Annotated in this window: 14 protein-coding genes and 1 other annotated feature (1 of these 15 running past the window's edge); of the genes, 12 read left to right on the forward strand and 2 right to left on the reverse strand. The window is 56.5% G+C overall.

Annotated elements, in window-relative coordinates; genetic code table 11:
* The first annotated feature begins 100 nt into the window (after nt 1-100).
* From dnaA to gyrB, 4 genes are all read left to right on the forward strand, one after another.
* Nucleotides 101-1,501: a chromosomal replication initiator protein DnaA gene (gene dnaA, locus JLG71_RS00005; protein WP_004871826.1), complete on the forward strand. Its 1,401-nt coding sequence runs from the start codon at nt 101-103 to the stop codon at nt 1,499-1,501.
* 4 nt (nt 1,502-1,505) lie between these two features.
* On the forward strand, nt 1,506-2,606 hold the full coding sequence (gene dnaN / locus JLG71_RS00010) for a DNA polymerase III subunit beta (protein WP_004107206.1): 1,101 nt from the start codon (nt 1,506-1,508) through the stop codon (nt 2,604-2,606).
* Between the two features lie 138 nt (nt 2,607-2,744).
* The gene (gene recF, locus JLG71_RS00015) at nt 2,745-3,818 is read left to right on the forward strand and encodes a DNA replication/repair protein RecF (protein ID WP_032694288.1); all 1,074 of its coding nucleotides are present in this window, start codon (nt 2,745-2,747) and stop codon (nt 3,816-3,818) included.
* Between the two features lie 28 nt (nt 3,819-3,846).
* Nucleotides 3,847-6,261, forward strand: a complete 2,415-nt coding sequence (gene gyrB, locus JLG71_RS00020) for a DNA topoisomerase (ATP-hydrolyzing) subunit B (protein ID WP_004126944.1) — start codon at nt 3,847-3,849, stop codon at nt 6,259-6,261.
* A 32-nt stretch (nt 6,262-6,293) separates the two neighbouring features.
* On the opposite strand, the gene JLG71_RS00025 is transcribed toward gyrB, so the two are convergent.
* Nucleotides 6,294-7,229, reverse strand: a complete 936-nt coding sequence (locus tag JLG71_RS00025) for a LysR family transcriptional regulator (RefSeq protein ID WP_025107559.1) — start codon at nt 7,227-7,229, stop codon at nt 6,294-6,296.
* A gap of 110 nt (nt 7,230-7,339) precedes the next feature.
* On the opposite strand from JLG71_RS00025, the gene JLG71_RS00030 reads away from it, so the two are divergent.
* The 8 genes from JLG71_RS00030 (at nt 7,340) to JLG71_RS00065 (ending at nt 15,637) form a co-directional block, all read left to right on the forward strand.
* A complete protein-coding gene (locus JLG71_RS00030) occupies nt 7,340-8,365 on the forward strand; it encodes a zinc-dependent alcohol dehydrogenase family protein (RefSeq protein WP_154905710.1) in 1,026 nt (341 codons plus the stop codon).
* A gap of 115 nt (nt 8,366-8,480) precedes the next feature.
* Nucleotides 8,481-9,293 carry a sugar-phosphatase gene (yidA, locus tag JLG71_RS00035; protein WP_004855697.1) on the forward strand — a complete coding sequence of 271 codons (813 nt, stop codon included), beginning with the start codon at nt 8,481-8,483 and terminating at the stop codon, nt 9,291-9,293.
* A 241-nt stretch (nt 9,294-9,534) separates the two neighbouring features.
* A complete protein-coding gene (dgoR, locus tag JLG71_RS00040; RefSeq protein ID WP_032751803.1) occupies nt 9,535-10,224 on the forward strand; it encodes a D-galactonate utilization transcriptional regulator DgoR in 690 nt (229 codons plus the stop codon).
* A complete protein-coding gene (locus tag JLG71_RS00045; protein WP_064357585.1) occupies nt 10,221-11,096 on the forward strand; it encodes a 2-dehydro-3-deoxygalactonokinase in 876 nt (291 codons plus the stop codon). Before dgoR ends, JLG71_RS00045 begins: the two co-directional genes overlap by 4 nt.
* Entirely contained in the window at nt 11,080-11,697 is a 618-nt protein-coding gene (locus JLG71_RS00050; RefSeq protein WP_014227330.1) for a 2-dehydro-3-deoxy-6-phosphogalactonate aldolase, read from the forward strand. The genes JLG71_RS00045 and JLG71_RS00050 overlap by 17 nt, the downstream gene beginning before the upstream one ends.
* Complete coding sequence (gene dgoD, locus JLG71_RS00055) at nt 11,694-12,842, forward strand: galactonate dehydratase (protein ID WP_025107562.1); 1,149 nt, start codon at nt 11,694-11,696, stop codon at nt 12,840-12,842. Before JLG71_RS00050 ends, dgoD begins: the two co-directional genes overlap by 4 nt.
* Before the next feature lie 179 nt (nt 12,843-13,021).
* Nucleotides 13,022-14,359: an MFS transporter gene (locus tag JLG71_RS00060; protein WP_071846050.1), complete on the forward strand. Its 1,338-nt coding sequence runs from the start codon at nt 13,022-13,024 to the stop codon at nt 14,357-14,359.
* Between the two features lie 51 nt (nt 14,360-14,410).
* Complete coding sequence (locus JLG71_RS00065) at nt 14,411-15,637, forward strand: DUF3748 domain-containing protein (RefSeq protein WP_064377600.1); 1,227 nt, start codon at nt 14,411-14,413, stop codon at nt 15,635-15,637.
* 1 nt (nt 15,638) lies between these two features.
* On the opposite strand, the gene JLG71_RS00070 is transcribed toward JLG71_RS00065, so the two are convergent.
* Nucleotides 15,639-15,971 (reverse strand): YceK/YidQ family lipoprotein, encoded by a 333-nt coding sequence (locus tag JLG71_RS00070; RefSeq protein ID WP_025107564.1) that lies wholly within the window; start codon nt 15,969-15,971, stop codon nt 15,639-15,641.
* A gap of 300 nt (nt 15,972-16,271) precedes the next feature.
* Nucleotides 16,272-16,319 (forward strand) — a sequence feature (ROSE (Repression Of Heat Shock gene Expression) occurs in the 5'-region of heat shock genes and acts as an RNA thermometer to modulate expression.) (it continues 27 nt past the right edge of the window).

Genomic DNA, 16,319 nt, shown 5'->3' on the forward strand with positions numbered 1-16,319 from the left:
GGGGCTTTTCGGCTATGCAGGGTCTTGTCGACGTGTGCCAACAATCACGATTGTTTCAGTTTCTCTTTATATATCGATTTTTGTTCGAGTGGAGTCCGCCGTGTCACTTTCGCTTTGGCAGCAGTGTCTTGCCCGATTGCAGGATGAGTTACCAGCCACAGAATTCAGCATGTGGATACGCCCTTTGCAGGCGGAATTGAGCGATAACACGCTGGCACTGTATGCGCCAAACCGTTTTGTGCTCGATTGGGTAAGGGATAAATACCTCAATAATATCAATGGACTCCTCAATGATTTTTGCGGTGCGGATGCCCCACAGCTGCGGTTTGAGGTGGGCGCTAAGCCTGCCGTTCAGATGCAGAGAGGTACGGTAAGCGTTGCGGCCGCAGCACCTGCGCAGCAGATCCAGACGGCGCGCGTTGCGCCCACTATCGTGCGTCCGGGCTGGGATAACGTTCCGGCGCCGGCAGAACCGACCTACCGCTCTAACGTCAACGTCAAACATACGTTTGATAACTTCGTCGAAGGTAAATCCAACCAGCTGGCTCGCGCGGCGGCGCGTCAGGTTGCGGATAACCCCGGCGGCGCGTACAACCCGCTGTTTCTTTATGGCGGCACCGGCCTGGGTAAAACGCACCTTTTACATGCGGTGGGTAACGGAATTGTGGCGCGTAAACCCAATGCAAAAGTGGTTTACATGCACTCCGAGCGTTTTGTACAGGATATGGTAAAAGCCCTGCAAAACAACGCCATTGAAGAATTTAAGCGCTATTACCGCTCCGTTGACGCACTGCTGATCGATGACATTCAGTTTTTTGCTAATAAAGAGCGCTCGCAGGAAGAGTTTTTCCACACCTTTAACGCCCTGCTGGAAGGCAATCAGCAGATCATCCTGACGTCGGATCGCTATCCGAAGGAGATCAACGGGGTTGAAGATCGTCTGAAATCACGCTTCGGCTGGGGGCTGACGGTTGCGATCGAGCCGCCTGAGCTGGAAACCCGCGTGGCGATCCTGATGAAAAAAGCCGATGAAAACGACATCCGCCTGCCGGGCGAAGTGGCGTTCTTCATTGCCAAGCGCCTGCGCTCTAACGTACGTGAGCTGGAAGGGGCGCTGAACCGCGTTATCGCCAACGCCAACTTTACCGGCCGGGCGATCACCATCGATTTCGTACGCGAAGCGCTGCGCGATCTGTTGGCTTTACAGGAAAAACTGGTCACCATCGACAATATTCAAAAGACGGTGGCGGAGTATTACAAAATTAAGGTAGCGGACCTGCTGTCTAAACGCCGCTCCCGTTCGGTGGCGCGCCCCCGCCAGATGGCGATGGCGCTGGCAAAAGAGCTGACCAACCACAGTCTGCCGGAAATCGGCGATGCGTTTGGCGGCCGCGACCATACCACCGTCCTGCACGCTTGCCGTAAGATTGAGCAACTGCGTGAAGAAAGCCACGATATCAAAGAAGATTTTTCCAATTTAATCAGAACATTATCCTCGTGACGCTATGAAATTTACCGTAGAACGTGAACATTTATTAAAACCGCTGCAACAGGTGAGCGGTCCTTTAGGTGGTCGTCCGACGCTACCGATTCTTGGCAACCTGCTCCTTCAGGTTACCGATGGCGCGCTGTCGCTGACCGGTACCGATCTGGAAATGGAAATGGTCGCGCGCGTTGCGCTGATTCAGCCGCACGAAGCGGGAGCAACAACCGTTCCGGCGCGTAAATTTTTTGATATCTGCCGCGGCCTGCCTGAAGGCGCGGAGATTGCGGTACAGCTGGAAGGCGAGCGTATGCTGGTGCGTTCCGGTCGCAGCCGCTTCTCGCTCTCTACGCTGCCTGCAGCGGATTTCCCCAACCTTGATGACTGGCAGAGCGAAGTTGAATTTACCCTGCCGCAGGCGACCATGAAGCGCCTGATCGAGGCGACGCAGTTTTCGATGGCTCACCAGGACGTTCGCTATTACTTGAACGGCATGCTGTTTGAAACCGAAGGCAGCGAACTGCGCACCGTGGCGACCGACGGCCACCGCCTGGCGGTTTGCTCGATGCCGCTGGAAGAGTCCCTGCCCAATCATTCGGTGATCGTACCGCGTAAAGGCGTGATTGAGCTGATGCGTATGCTCGACGGTGGCGATACTCCGCTGCGCGTGCAGATCGGCAGCAACAATATCCGCGCTCACGTTGGCGACTTTATCTTCACTTCAAAGCTGGTGGATGGTCGTTTCCCTGACTATCGCCGCGTACTACCGAAAAACCCGGATAAGCACCTGGATGCCGGCTGCGATATTCTCAAGCAGGCCTTTGCCCGCGCGGCGATTCTTTCTAACGAAAAATTCCGCGGCGTGCGCCTTTACGTCAGTGAAAATCAGCTGAAAATCACCGCCAATAACCCGGAACAGGAAGAAGCGGAAGAGATTCTGGACGTCACCTATGCCGGGACTGAGATGGAAATCGGCTTTAACGTCAGCTATGTACTGGATGTGCTTAACGCGCTGAAGTGCGAGAATGTGCGTATCCTGCTGACCGATTCCGTGTCGAGCGTGCAGATTGAGGATGCGGCTTCTCAATCCGCAGCCTATGTCGTCATGCCTATGAGGCTGTAGAAAATATCGGGCTATCTTACTTGTTATTCTGGCTCCGGGCAGTGCTCGCAATCCTCACGTACTTTAGTACGCTCCGGTTGCTGCGCGCTGGCCGTAACCAGACTAACTGCGCCGATAACGCCCTGGTTATGAGCTGATATGTCGCTATCCCGACTTCTAATCAAAGACTTCCGCAATATTGAAAATGCGGATCTCGCCCTATCCCCCGGCTTTAACTTCCTGGTTGGCGCCAACGGCAGCGGCAAAACCAGCGTGCTTGAAGCTATCTACACGCTTGGCCACGGTCGGGCGTTTCGTAGTTTGCAGATTGGCCGCGTGATTCGTCACGAGCAGGAGTCATTTGTTCTGCACGGTCGCCTGCAGGGCGAAGAGCGAGAAGTCGCCATCGGCCTGACAAAAGATAAGCAGGGCGACAGCAAGGTGCGTATCGATGGTACCGACGGGCATAAAGTGGCGGAGCTGGCGCACCTGATGCCGATGCAGCTGATTACGCCCGAGGGGTTTACTTTACTCAACGGCGGCCCCAAATACAGAAGAGCGTTCCTTGACTGGGGATGCTTCCACAACGAAGCCGGATTCTTTACCGCCTGGAGCAACCTGAAGCGCCTGGTGAAGCAGCGCAACGCCGCGCTGCGTCAGGTCAGCCGCTATGCGCAGCTGCGGCCCTGGGATCTGGAGCTGATACCGCTGGCGGAGCAAATCAGCCGCTGGCGGGCCGAATACAGTGCCGCTATCGTCGAAGACATGGCGGATACCTGTCGGCAGTTTTTACCGGAGTTTGCTCTCACCTTCTCTTTCCAGCGCGGCTGGGAGAAAGAAACGGATTATGCCGAGGTGCTGGAGCGAAATTTCGAACGCGACCGCATGCTAACCTATACCGCCCACGGCCCGCACAAAGCGGATTTCCGCATTCGTGCCGACGGCGCGCCGGTAGAGGATACATTGTCACGCGGGCAGCTTAAGCTGCTGATGTGCGCCCTACGACTGGCGCAAGGCGAGTTTCTGACCCGTGAAAGCGGGCGGCGCTGCCTGTACCTGATAGATGATTTTGCCTCGGAACTTGACGACGCGCGGCGCGGGCTGCTGGCCAGCCGCTTAAAAGCCACGCAGTCGCAGGTTTTCGTCAGCGCCATTAGCGCTGAACACGTTATGGACATGTCGGACGAAAATTCGAAGATGTTTACCGTGGAAAAGGGTAAAATAGCGGATTAACCTAAGATAAAATGAGCGAGAAACGTTGATGTCGAATTCTTATGACTCCTCCAGTATCAAAGTCCTGAAAGGGCTGGATGCGGTGCGTAAGCGCCCGGGTATGTATATCGGCGACACGGATGACGGCACCGGTCTGCACCACATGGTATTCGAGGTTGTGGATAACGCTATCGACGAAGCGCTCGCAGGTTACTGTAAAGACATCGTTGTTACTATCCACAGCGACAACTCCGTCTCCGTACAGGATGACGGCCGCGGTATTCCGACCGGTATTCACCCGGAAGAGGGCGTGTCGGCGGCGGAAGTGATCATGACCGTTCTGCACGCGGGCGGTAAATTCGATGATAACTCGTATAAAGTTTCCGGTGGTCTGCATGGCGTAGGCGTTTCCGTTGTTAACGCCCTGTCGCAGAAGCTGGAGCTGGTCATTCAGCGCGATAACAAAATTCACCGTCAGATTTATGCCCACGGCGTGCCGCAGGCGCCGCTGGCGGTTACCGGCGAAACCGAAAAAACCGGCACCATGGTTCGTTTCTGGCCGAGCTACGAAACTTTTACCAACGTGGTCGAATTCGAATACGAGATTCTGGCAAAACGCCTGCGCGAGCTGTCGTTCCTGAACTCCGGGGTGTCGATTCGCCTGCGCGACAAGCGCGACGGTAAAGAAGATCATTTCCACTACGAAGGCGGTATCAAAGCGTTCGTCGAATATCTGAACAAAAACAAAACGCCGATCCACCCGAATATCTTCTATTTCTCCACCGAAAAAGACGGCATCGGCGTTGAAGTTGCGCTGCAGTGGAACGATGGTTTCCAGGAAAACATCTACTGCTTTACCAACAACATTCCGCAGCGCGACGGCGGTACCCACCTTGCAGGCTTCCGTGCGGCAATGACCCGTACCCTGAACGCCTACATGGATAAAGAAGGCTATAGCAAAAAAGCGAAAGTCAGCGCCACCGGCGACGATGCCCGTGAAGGCCTGATTGCCGTGGTCTCCGTGAAGGTGCCGGATCCGAAATTCTCCTCACAGACCAAAGACAAGCTGGTCTCTTCCGAGGTGAAATCGGCGGTCGAACAGCAGATGAACGAACTGCTAAACGAATACCTGCTGGAAAACCCGTCTGACGCCAAAATCGTGGTCGGTAAAATCATCGACGCGGCGCGCGCGCGCGAAGCCGCACGTCGCGCGCGTGAAATGACTCGCCGTAAAGGCGCGCTGGATCTGGCTGGCCTGCCGGGCAAGCTGGCGGACTGTCAGGAACGCGACCCCGCGCACTCTGAACTGTACTTAGTGGAAGGGGACTCTGCGGGCGGCTCTGCGAAACAGGGGCGTAACCGTAAGAACCAGGCGATTCTGCCGCTGAAAGGTAAAATCCTTAACGTTGAGAAAGCGCGCTTTGACAAAATGCTCGCGTCTCAGGAAGTGGCGACGCTGATTACCGCGCTGGGCTGCGGCATTGGCCGCGATGAGTACAACCCGGACAAACTGCGCTACCACAGCATCATCATCATGACCGATGCGGACGTCGACGGCTCGCACATTCGTACGCTGCTGCTGACCTTCTTCTATCGCCAGATGCCGGAAATCGTTGAGCGCGGACACGTCTACATTGCCCAGCCGCCGCTGTACAAAGTGAAGAAAGGCAAGCAGGAACAGTACATTAAAGACGACGAAGCGATGGATCAGTACCAAATCTCCATCGCGCTGGATGGCGCCACTTTGCACACCAACGCCAACGCGCCGGCCTTAGCCGGCGAGCCGCTGGAGAGACTGGTTGCCGAGTATAACGCCACGCAGAAAATGATTACGCGTATGGAACGTCGTTATCCTAAAGCCCTGCTGAAAGAGCTTATCTATCAGCCGACGCTGGCGGAGGCCGACCTGGCGAACGAGCAGACCGTAACGCGCTGGATCAACGCCCTGGTGAGCGAGCTGAACGAGAAAGAGCAGCACGGCAGCCAGTGGAAATTTGATGTCCGCGAGAACGCCGAGCTGCAGCAGTTTGAGCCGATCGTTCGCGTGCGTACCCACGGCGTGGATACCGACTACCCGCTGGATCACGAGTTTGTCACCGGGCCGGAATACCACCGTATCTGCGCGCTGGGCGAAACGCTGCGCGGTCTAATTGAAGACGATGCCTTTATTGAGCGCGGCGAACGTCGTCAGCCGGTGGCCAGCTTCGAGCAGGCGCTGGACTGGCTGGTGAAAGAGTCCCGTCGCGGCCTCTCTATCCAGCGTTATAAAGGTCTTGGTGAGATGAACCCGGATCAGCTGTGGGAAACTACCATGGATCCGGACAGCCGCCGCATGCTGCGCGTCACCGTCAAGGACGCGATTGCCGCTGACCAGCTGTTCACGACCCTGATGGGGGACGCCGTTGAACCGCGTCGCGCCTTTATCGAAGAGAACGCCCTCAAAGCGGCAAACATCGATATTTAATCGTCGTACACCGCCATACTCAGGCCGCGCGTTTAGCGCGGCTTTTTTGTGGGCGCAGGCCTGTCCAGCGACATTATGGACGGTAAACGGCTGGCGAGCGTATCGACGGCAATTCTCACCCTCAGCGGTAGATGCGGCGTCTGTTGCCAGACCGCGTGAACGTCGAAGCGCACATCCGGCGCCTGCTTTAACAGCGGAACGAGTTTTCCCTGATGAATTTCTTTGCTGACCATCCAGCAGGGCAGCCATGCAATGCCGTGTCCGGCCAGCGCAGCATCGCAGATCGCCTGCAAATCATCCATATTGAGCGATGAACGGGGAGTGAAGGTGTGCGAGGCACCTTCGCTATCCATAAGCTGCCAGGAGAGCACTCTGCCTGCCTGCAGATAGTTAATGGCCGCATGATGGAGTAAATCATCAACGCTTTGCGGCGTGCCCTTCTTCAGCAGATAATCCGGCGCGGCGCACAGCACCATGCGGTGTTCTCCCAGCCTTCTGGCGACCAGAACGCTGCTGTCCTGAAGCGTGCCGTTACGCACCGCCATATCAAACCCTTCCTCGACGAGATCCACCACGCGATCGCTGAATGACATCTCCAGCTCAAGGCCTGGATGTTCCTGCGCCAGCGCGATCAGCAGCGGGGCGACGCACTGGCGGCCAAACAGCACCGGCATGGCCACGCGCAGGCGGCCACTGACCTGCTGTTTCCCCGTTTCCAGCAGCGATTCTGCGCCCCGAATTTCCTCCAGCGCGCGCAGGCAGTGTTCATAAAAAAGGGCGCCGTTGTCGGTCAGGCTCTGGCTGCGGGTCGTTCGTTGAAACAGACGTACCCCCAGTCGCTCCTCAAGGCGAGCGATGCTCTTTCCTACCGCCGAACGCGACAAATGCAAACGGATTGCGGCCTGAGCAAAACTCCCAGCCTCAACGGCGGCCACAAAAACCGGAATATCCTTCAGCGTATCGGTCATGGATTGTATCTTTTCTTTCATCAATAATGGGAAAACTTATCGCCACTGGCGACCCTGAGTCAACGGTAGACTGTCGCTCCTGAAGCTTATTTAATGGCAGGAGAGAAAAAATGACTGAGACAATGCAACGCTGGTCCATGGACGCCCTCGGGCGCGACAACCTCAAACTCATCCAGGCGCCTGTTCCGCAGCCAGGGCCGGGTGAAGTCTGCGTACGGGTGAACGCCGTTGCGCTCAACTATCGCGATAAAATGGTCATTGAAGGCACCATGCCGATTGCGCTTTCCTTCCCGTTTACGCCGGCGTCCGATATGGCGGGAGTGGTGGAAAGCACGGGCGAGGGCGTCACGCGTTTCACACCCGGCGCTCGCGTCATCTCGACCTTTTTCCCGGAGTGGATCGACGGTAGGCCAACAGCGGACGCCCGCACTTTGCCCTATAAAACGACCGGCGGTTACTTCCAGGGCATGCTGTCTGAGTACGTGATTGTGAATGAAAACGGGCTGGTGGCCGCCCCGGAAACCCTGGATGACGCAGAGGCCAGCACGTTACCGTGCGCCGGGCTTACCGCATGGTTCGCGCTGGTGGAGCGCGGTCATTTACGCGCCGGGCAATCGGTACTGGTGCAGGGCACGGGCGGTGTGGCGATATTCGCTTTGCAAATTGCCAAAGCGCAGGGGGCAGAGGTTTTTGTCACGTCCGGGAGCGATGAAAAACTGGCGCGGGCCAAACAACTCGGCGCCGATTATGGCATCAACCGGCTTAAAGGCGACTGGGCTGAAGGGATATACGAACTGACGAACGATCGCGGCATCGACCACATCATTGAAACCGTTGGCGGGGAGAACCTGAGGCATTCCCTGCGCGCCGTGGCGGTTCATGGGCGTATTTCGGTCATCGGCGTGCTGGCCGGCAGTGAAATCTCGCTGCCCGCGGGCGAACTGTTGCTGAAATCCCCGGTGATTCAAGGTATTGGCGTGGGGCACCGTCGCGCACTGGAAGATTTTGTCCGAGCCGTTGACGTGACCGGGCTGAAACCGGTGATTGAGCACCGTTACCGCTTTAACCAGCTTGCACAGGCGCTTGAACACCTCGATCGCGGTGCGTTTGGCAAAATCGTGCTCACCCGCGAGTAAGACCCCGTTCCCCGGATCTTGCCTAAAAGGGGGGGTTCTGCTGCGCAATGTAGCTCTATTTTTGTGGGCTTAATCGCGTTAGCATGAGTAAGGACTCATCTTACCCGGGGATTTCATGGCTATTAAACTGATTGCAATCGATATGGACGGCACGCTGCTGCTGCCTGACCATACTATCTCTCCTGCGGTGAAAACCGCGATTGCCGCAGCCCGTGAACGCGGCGTCAACGTGGTGCTGACCACCGGCCGTCCTTACGCTGGCGTGCACAGCTATCTGAAAGAACTGCATATGGAGCAGCCTGGAGATTACTGCATCACCTATAACGGTGCTTTAGTGCAGAAGGCGAGCGACGGCAGTACCGTTGCGCAAACCGCGCTGGGCTACGACGACTACCGCTATCTGGAACAGCTGGCCCGCGATGTCGGCTCCCATTTCCACGCGCTCGATCGTAACACCCTGTATACCGCGAACCGCGATGTGAGCTATTACACGGTACATGAATCCTACGTGGCGACGATCCCGCTGGTCTTCTGCGAAGCCGAAAAGATGGATCCGAATATCCAGCTGCTGAAAGTGATGATGATCGATGAGCCGGCGATTCTGGACAAGGCTATCGCCCGCATTCCGGCTGAGGTGAAAGAGAAGTACACCGTGCTGAAAAGCGCGCCGTACTTCCTTGAAATTCTTGATAAACGCGTCACCAAAGGTACCGGCGTGAAATCGCTGGCCGATGCGCTGGGCATCCAGCCGGAAGAGGTGATGGCGATTGGCGATCAGGAAAACGACATCGCGATGATTGAATACGCTGGCGTCGGCGTGGCGATGGATAACGCGATTCCGGCCGTCAAAGAAGCGGCAAACTTTATCACCAAATCCAATCTGGAAGACGGTGTGGCATATGCTATTGAAAAATATGTCTTAAACTAAAAATCTCTTTCTGAAAAACCCGCGTTTATCGCGGGTTTTTTTATGCCCTGAGTTTAACCCGCCGCAAAATCTCCAAACCGAATTGTCGTTTTTGTGATCTAAATTGTAGTACAACATGTTTGTATTGTACTACATTGTGTCCATGGCGATGACGAGTGACATCACGTTAGTACTACAAAGTTGCGGTTAAAACCGCCTGTCGCGGTAAAGTAGAGAGACATCCAGAGCACAAGGACTTTCCATGACTCTCAATAAAACCGATCGCATCGTCATCACGCTGGGCAAGCAGATTGTCAGCGGCAAATACGTTCCCGGCTCTGCGCTGCCCGCTGAAGCCGACCTGTGTGAGGAGTTTGCCACCTCGCGCAATATCATTCGCGAAGTGTTCCGCTCGTTGATGGCTAAGCGGCTGATTGAAATGAAGCGCTATCGCGGCGCGTTCGTTACCCCGCGCAACCAGTGGAATTATCTCGACACCGACGTTTTACAGTGGGTGCTGGAGAGTGATTACGACCCGCGGCTGATTAGCGCGATGAGCGAGGTACGTAACCTGGTTGAACCCGCGATCGCCCGCTGGGCGGCAGAGCGCGCGACGTCGAGCGACCTGGCGCAAATAGAAGACGCGCTCAACGACATGATCGCCAATAACCAGGACAGGGAAGCGTTTAACGAAGCGGATATTCGCTATCACGAGGCGGTGCTGCAGTCGGTGCATAACCCGGTTCTGCAGCAGCTCAACGTGGCGATCAGCTCGCTACAGCGGGCGGTATTTGAAAGAACGTGGATGGGCGATGAGGCCAACATGCCGAAAACGCTCCAGGAACATAAGGCGCTGTTTGACGCCATCCGGCATCAGGACAGCGAAGCGGCTGAGCAGGCGGCGCTCACCATGATCGCCAGCTCGACACGAAGGTTAAAGGAAATCACATGACATCTCGCTACATCGCAATTGACTGGGGATCGACCAACCTGCGCGCCTGGCTCTATCAGGGCGAACGGTGCCTGGAGAGCAGGCAATCGGAAGCAGGCGTCACGCGCCTGAACGGACACTCCCCCGCCGCGGTGTTTAGCGAAATAACCCGGGGCTGGCGCGACGGCGCGACCCCGGCGGTGATGGCCGGAATGGTCGGCAGTAACGTCGGCTGGCAGGCGGTACCCTACTTGCCGGTTCCCGTTCATTTCTCCGCCATTGGTGAACAATTAACTGCCGTTAGCGACAACGTCTGGATTATTCCCGGATTCAGCGTCTCTCGCGACGATAACCATAATGTGATGCGCGGCGAAGAGACTCAGCTCCTCGGCGCGCGGGCGATAGCCCCTTCTTCCGTCTACGTGATGCCCGGCACCCACTGCAAATGGGTGCAGGCAGACCGCCAACAAATTAACGACTTTCGCACGGTGATGACCGGCGAACTGCATCATCTGCTGCTGCGCCACTCGCTGGTTGGCGCCGGGTTACCGGAGCAGGTCTCCGCTCCTGACGCGTTTAACGCCGGGCTTGAGCGCGGCCTGCATTCGCCAGACATCCTGCCGCAGCTTTTTGAGGTTCGCGCTTCACACGTGCTGGGTTCGCTGCCGCGCGCGCATGTCGGCGAGTTTCTGTCGGGACTGCTGATTGGCGCGGAAGTCGCCACCCTGAGCCAACGCTTTCGCGACCAGCAGGTCACCATTGTCGCCGGCGAGACGCTGGCGAACCGCTATCAGCAGGCACTGAGCGCCATTGGCCGTCAGACCACCGTGGTGTCGGGCGACAACGCATTTCAGACAGGAATAAGGAGCATCATCCATGCAGTGGCAAACTAACTTACCGCTTATCGCTATTCTGCGCGGGATTACGCCGGAAGAGGCGCTGGCGCACGTGGGGGCGGCGATTGACGCCGGCTTCGACGCCGTTGAAATTCCGCTCAACTCACCGCAGTGGGAAAAGAGTATTCCCGCCGTTGTTGAGGCTTATGGTGATAAGGCGCTGATTGGCGCGGGCACCGTGCTTAATGCAGAGCGGGTGGACCAGCTTGCCCGAATGGGCTGCAGGCTTATCGTCACGCCCAATATTCAGCCCGAGGTCATTCGCCGTGCGGTGAGCTACGGCATGACGGTTTGTCCCGGATGCGCGACGGCGACGGAAGCGTTCGCCGCGCTGGACGCCGGGGCTCAGGCGTTGAAAGTCTTCCCATCTTCGGCTTTTGGCCCTGACTACATCAAAGCGCTAAAGGCCGTTTTGCCGCCGGAGGTGCCCGTTTTTGCGGTGGGCGGCGTGACGCCGGAAAATCTGGCGCAGTGGATAAAAGCAGGCTGTACCGGTGCCGGGCTGGGCAGCGATCTCTATCGCGCTGGCCAATCCGTAGAGCGTACCCAACGGCAGGCGGCAGCATTTGTTAAAGCGTATCGAGAGGCAGTGCAATGAAAATAACCAAACTCACCACGTATCGTTTACCCCCGCGCTGGATGTTTCTAAAAATTGAAACCGACGAAGGCGTGGTTGGCTGGGGCGAGCCCGTGATTGAAGGGCGCGCGCGCACCGTAGAGGCGGCGGTGCATGAGCTCGGCGAATATCTCATAGGCCAGGATCCGGCGCGGATTAACGACCTGTGGCAGGTGATGTACCGCGCGGGCTTTTACCGCGGCGGCCCGATTTTAATGAGCGCCATCGCCGGTATCGACCAGGCGCTGTGGGATATTAAAGGCAAAGTGCTGAACGCGCCGGTCTGGCAGCTAATGGGCGGCCTGGTGCGTGACAAAATCAAAGCCTACAGCTGGGTTGGCGGCGACCGTCCGGCAGAGGTGATTGATGGCATCAAGAAGCTGCGCGGTATTGGTTTTGATACCTTCAAATTAAACGGCTGCGAAGAGCTGGGGCTGATCGATAATTCTCGCGCGGTGGATGCGGCGGTGAATACCGTGGCGCAAATTCGCGAAGCGTTCGGCAATGAAATTGAGTTCGGTCTCGATTTTCACGGCCGCGTTAGCGCGCCAATGGCGAAGGTGCTGATTAAAGAGCTGGAGCAATATCGCCCGCTGTTTATTGAAGAGCCGGTTCTTGCCGAGCAGGCGGAATATTATCCGCGGCTGGCGGCGCAAACCTCGATTCCTATCGCGGCGGGCGAACGCATGTTCTCGCGCTTCGAGTTTAAACGCGTGCTGGAAGCCGGTGGGCTGGCCATTCTCCAACCCGATCTGTCGCACGCGGGGGGTATTACCGAGTGCTATAAAATCGCCGGAATGGCCGAAGCCTACGACGTGGCGCTGGCGCCGCACTGCCCGCTGGGGCCTGTTGCGCTTGCCGCCTGCCTGCACGTCGATTTTGTCTCCTATAACGCCGTCTTCCAGGAGCAAAGTATGGGCATTCACTATAACAAGGGCGCGGAATTACTCGACTTTGTGAAAAATAAAGACGACTTCAATATGGAAGGCGGTTTCTTTAAACCATTAATGAAGCCCGGGCTTGGCGTAGAAATCGATGAAGCGCGGGTCATTGAATTAAGTCAGAATGCGCCGGACTGGCGTAATCCGTTGTGGCGGCATGAGGATGGTAGCGTCGCCGAATGGTAAATGCGCGTCATACTTTGCGCTGCTGATGCGTTGGCTGCATTTTCTTATCCCAGTCACATACTAATGTATGCTCCTGGGAATGCGAAAATTTGCCGCCTTTCCCCAGCACAAATTATTTAGCGCATTACGGTTAAGTTATTAATAAAAAATTTAAATAAACCCTCTGTAAATTACCGGGCATGGTGAGCGGCCTCGCTATGCCCAAAATCTGGAGACAGATTGCGATGGATATTTCAGTTACAGCTGCAAAACCCGGGCGTCGTCGTTATTTGACGCTGATTATGATCTTTATTACCGTGGTGATTTGTTATGTTGATCGCGCCAACCTTGCGGTGGCATCGGCGCATATTCAGGAAGAGTTTGGTATTACCAAAGCGGAAATGGGATATGTATTTTCCGCCTTTGCGTGGCTGTATACGCTTTGCCAGATTCCCGGCGGTTGGTTCCTTGACCGCGTGGGCTCGAGGCTGACCTACTTTATCGCTATTTTTGGCTGGTCGGTGGCGACGCTACTGCAGGGATTTGCCACGGGGCTGATGTCGTTGATTGGCCTGCGCGCGATTACCGGGATATTTGAAGCGCCGGCGTTTCCCACCAATAATCGCATGGTGACCAGCTGGTTTCCGGAGCACGAGCGCGCATCAGCCGTCGGTTTTTACACCTCAGGCCAGTTTGTCGGGCTGGCATTCCTGACCCCGCTATTAATCTGGATTCAGGAAATGCTGAGCTGGCACTGGGTATTTATCGTTACCGGCGCTATCGGGATCGTATGGTCACTGATTTGGATTAAGGTTTATCAGCCGCCGCGTCTGACGAAAAGCATCAGCAAAGCCGAGCTGGATTATATTCGCGACGGCGGTGGTCTGGTGGACGGCGATGCGCCCGTTAAAAAAGAGGCGCGGCAGCCGCTGACCAAAGCCGACTGGAAGCTGGTATTCCATCGCAAACTGATTGGCGTTTATCTTGGGCAGTTTGCCGTGACCTCGACTCTGTGGTTCTTCCTGACCTGGTTCCCTAACTATCTGACCCAGGAAAAGGGGATTACGGCGCTGAAAGCGGGCTTTATGACCACGGTTCCGTTCCTTGCCGCCTTTGTTGGCGTGCTGCTCTCCGGCTGGCTGGCGGACAGGCTGGTGAGAAAAGGTTTCTCATTAGGCGCCGCGCGTAAAACCCCGATTATCTGCGGCCTGCTGATCTCGACCTGCATCATGGGCGCAAACTATACCAACGATCCGGTGTGGATTATGGTCCTGATGGCGCTGGCCTTCTTCGGTAACGGCTTCGCTTCCATTACCTGGTCGCTGGTCTCTTCGCTTGCGCCGATGCGGCTTATCGGGTTGACCGGTGGAATGTTTAATTTCGTCGGCGGGCTGGGCGGTATCACCGTTCCGCTGGTGGTGGGTTATCTGGCCCAGGACTATGGTTTTGCTCCTGCGCTGGTTTATATTTCCGTTATTGCGCTGGTGGGCGCGCTCTCTTACATCCTGCTGGTGGGGGATGTCAAACGAGTAGGCTAATTCTTTCCGATACGATACCCTGATGCGAAAGTCTCGCATCAGGGTATGTTTATGAAACAAGTCACCTTTGCTCCCCGTCATCATCAGCTTACCAACACGCGCGCCTGGACGGCGGACAGCCGGTGGCTGGTCTTTGACGTTCGTCCCTCTGGCGCCTCTTTTACCGGCGAAACCATCGAGCGGGTGAATGTCGAGACGGGAGAGGTTGAGATCCTCTACCGTGCCGGACAGGGCGCGTACGTTGGCGTGGTGACCGTTCATCCATCGATAGATAAATATGTCTTTATCCACGGCCCGGAAAACCCTGACGAGCGCTGGCATTACGATTTCCACCATCGTCGCGGCGTGGTCTCCTGGCAGGGCGAAACGCACAACCTCGATGCGATGGATATTTCCGCCCCCTATACTCCCGGCGCGCTGCGCGGCGGCAGCCATGTGCATGTCTTCAGCCCGAGCGGCGAATTTGTCAGCTTTACCTATAACGACCACGTGCTGCATGAACGCGATCCGGCGCTGGATTTGCGCAACGTTGGCGTGGCGGTTCCCTATGGCCCGGTAGTACCGCGTGGGGATCATCCACGAGAATACGGCGGCAGCCACTGGTGCGTGCTGGTCAGCCGCACAACGCCGACCCCCGCTCCGGGCAGCGACGAGATTAATCGCGCCTATGAAGAGGGCTGGGTGGGCAACCGGGCGCTGGCGTTTATTGGCGATACGCTGGCGGAAAATGGCGACAAAGTGCCGGAGCTATTTATTGTCGAGCTGCCGGAGAGCGAGCAGGGCTGGAAGCAGTCTGGCGATGCGCCATTGGCAGGAACGGAAACCACGATGCCGGCTCCCCCTGCCGGCGTTGTTCAGCGTCGCTTAACGTTTACCCACCAACGCCGTTACCCGGGACTGGTGAATACGCCGCGTCATTGGGTGCGCGCTAATTCGTCGGCAACGGACATCGCTTTTCTGATGCGCGACGAGGCCGGCGTGGTGCAAATGTGGCTTATCTCGGCGCAGGGAGACAAGCTGCGGCAGCTGACCCACAGCCGATCCGATATCCAGTCGGCGTTTAACTGGCATCCGTCAGGAAAATGGCTGGGCTTTGTGCTGGAAAACCGCATCGCGATCTGTGACGCGCAGAATGGGGAAATCGACTTTTTGACCGAAGAGCATGCCAATCCGCCTTCGGCCGACGCGGTCGTCTTTTCGCCAGACGGCACACAGCTTGCCTGGATGGAGGAGGTGGATGGTTACCGCCAGCTGTGGGTAACCGCAACGGCGCGCTAAATCAGGGGTTCGGCATTGGCGCTGGCGGGATCACTGCGTTGGTCGCCAGCGTCTCTTTCTCGCTCTTTTCCACGCGCGATTTAACCGAGCTATCGGTGCGGAACATATCCCACGGTAGCAGCAGCGTGTCCATAACGGCCGTGAGCGGCATATCCAGCGCCACCAGGGATTTCGTACCCCAGTTGGCATCGCTATCTCCCAGCATTTGCGCGCTGGCGCGCGTTCCCGGATAGGTTCCTTCCTTACCGCCGGTATGTGACATCACGCTGGAGCAACCGCCTAAACTTATCATCCCGCTAAACAGGACCAGCTTTAACAGACCGTTTTTCATCATTTTTCCGTCATCGTTACGGGCGTTGATAGAACCTTCTATGTACAAAATCATGCAGGGCGCAGCCAACAGAGCCGCGGCCTGAAGAATGGCGTACATATCGGTTATATCGGGCCATTCCATGGATGCATAGTGCCATTGCGCCGCACTGTGGCAGGCGTCGCACTTTGCCTTTTGTGCTGTCCCTCCAGTCTAAGCAATAGACCGCAAACTGCAAAAAAAATTGCCCATTTCCCCTTGAAAAGGCCATGGATATACCCATTTTAGGAATGTGTCTCCCGGAGAATACGCCGAATGGGTATTCCGGGTAATAACGGCCTGTCCATGATGGAAGGTCAGATAATTCTCGCT

Source organism: Klebsiella michiganensis, assembly GCF_015139575.1.
Taxonomy (GTDB): Bacteria; Pseudomonadota; Gammaproteobacteria; order Enterobacterales; family Enterobacteriaceae; genus Klebsiella; species Klebsiella michiganensis.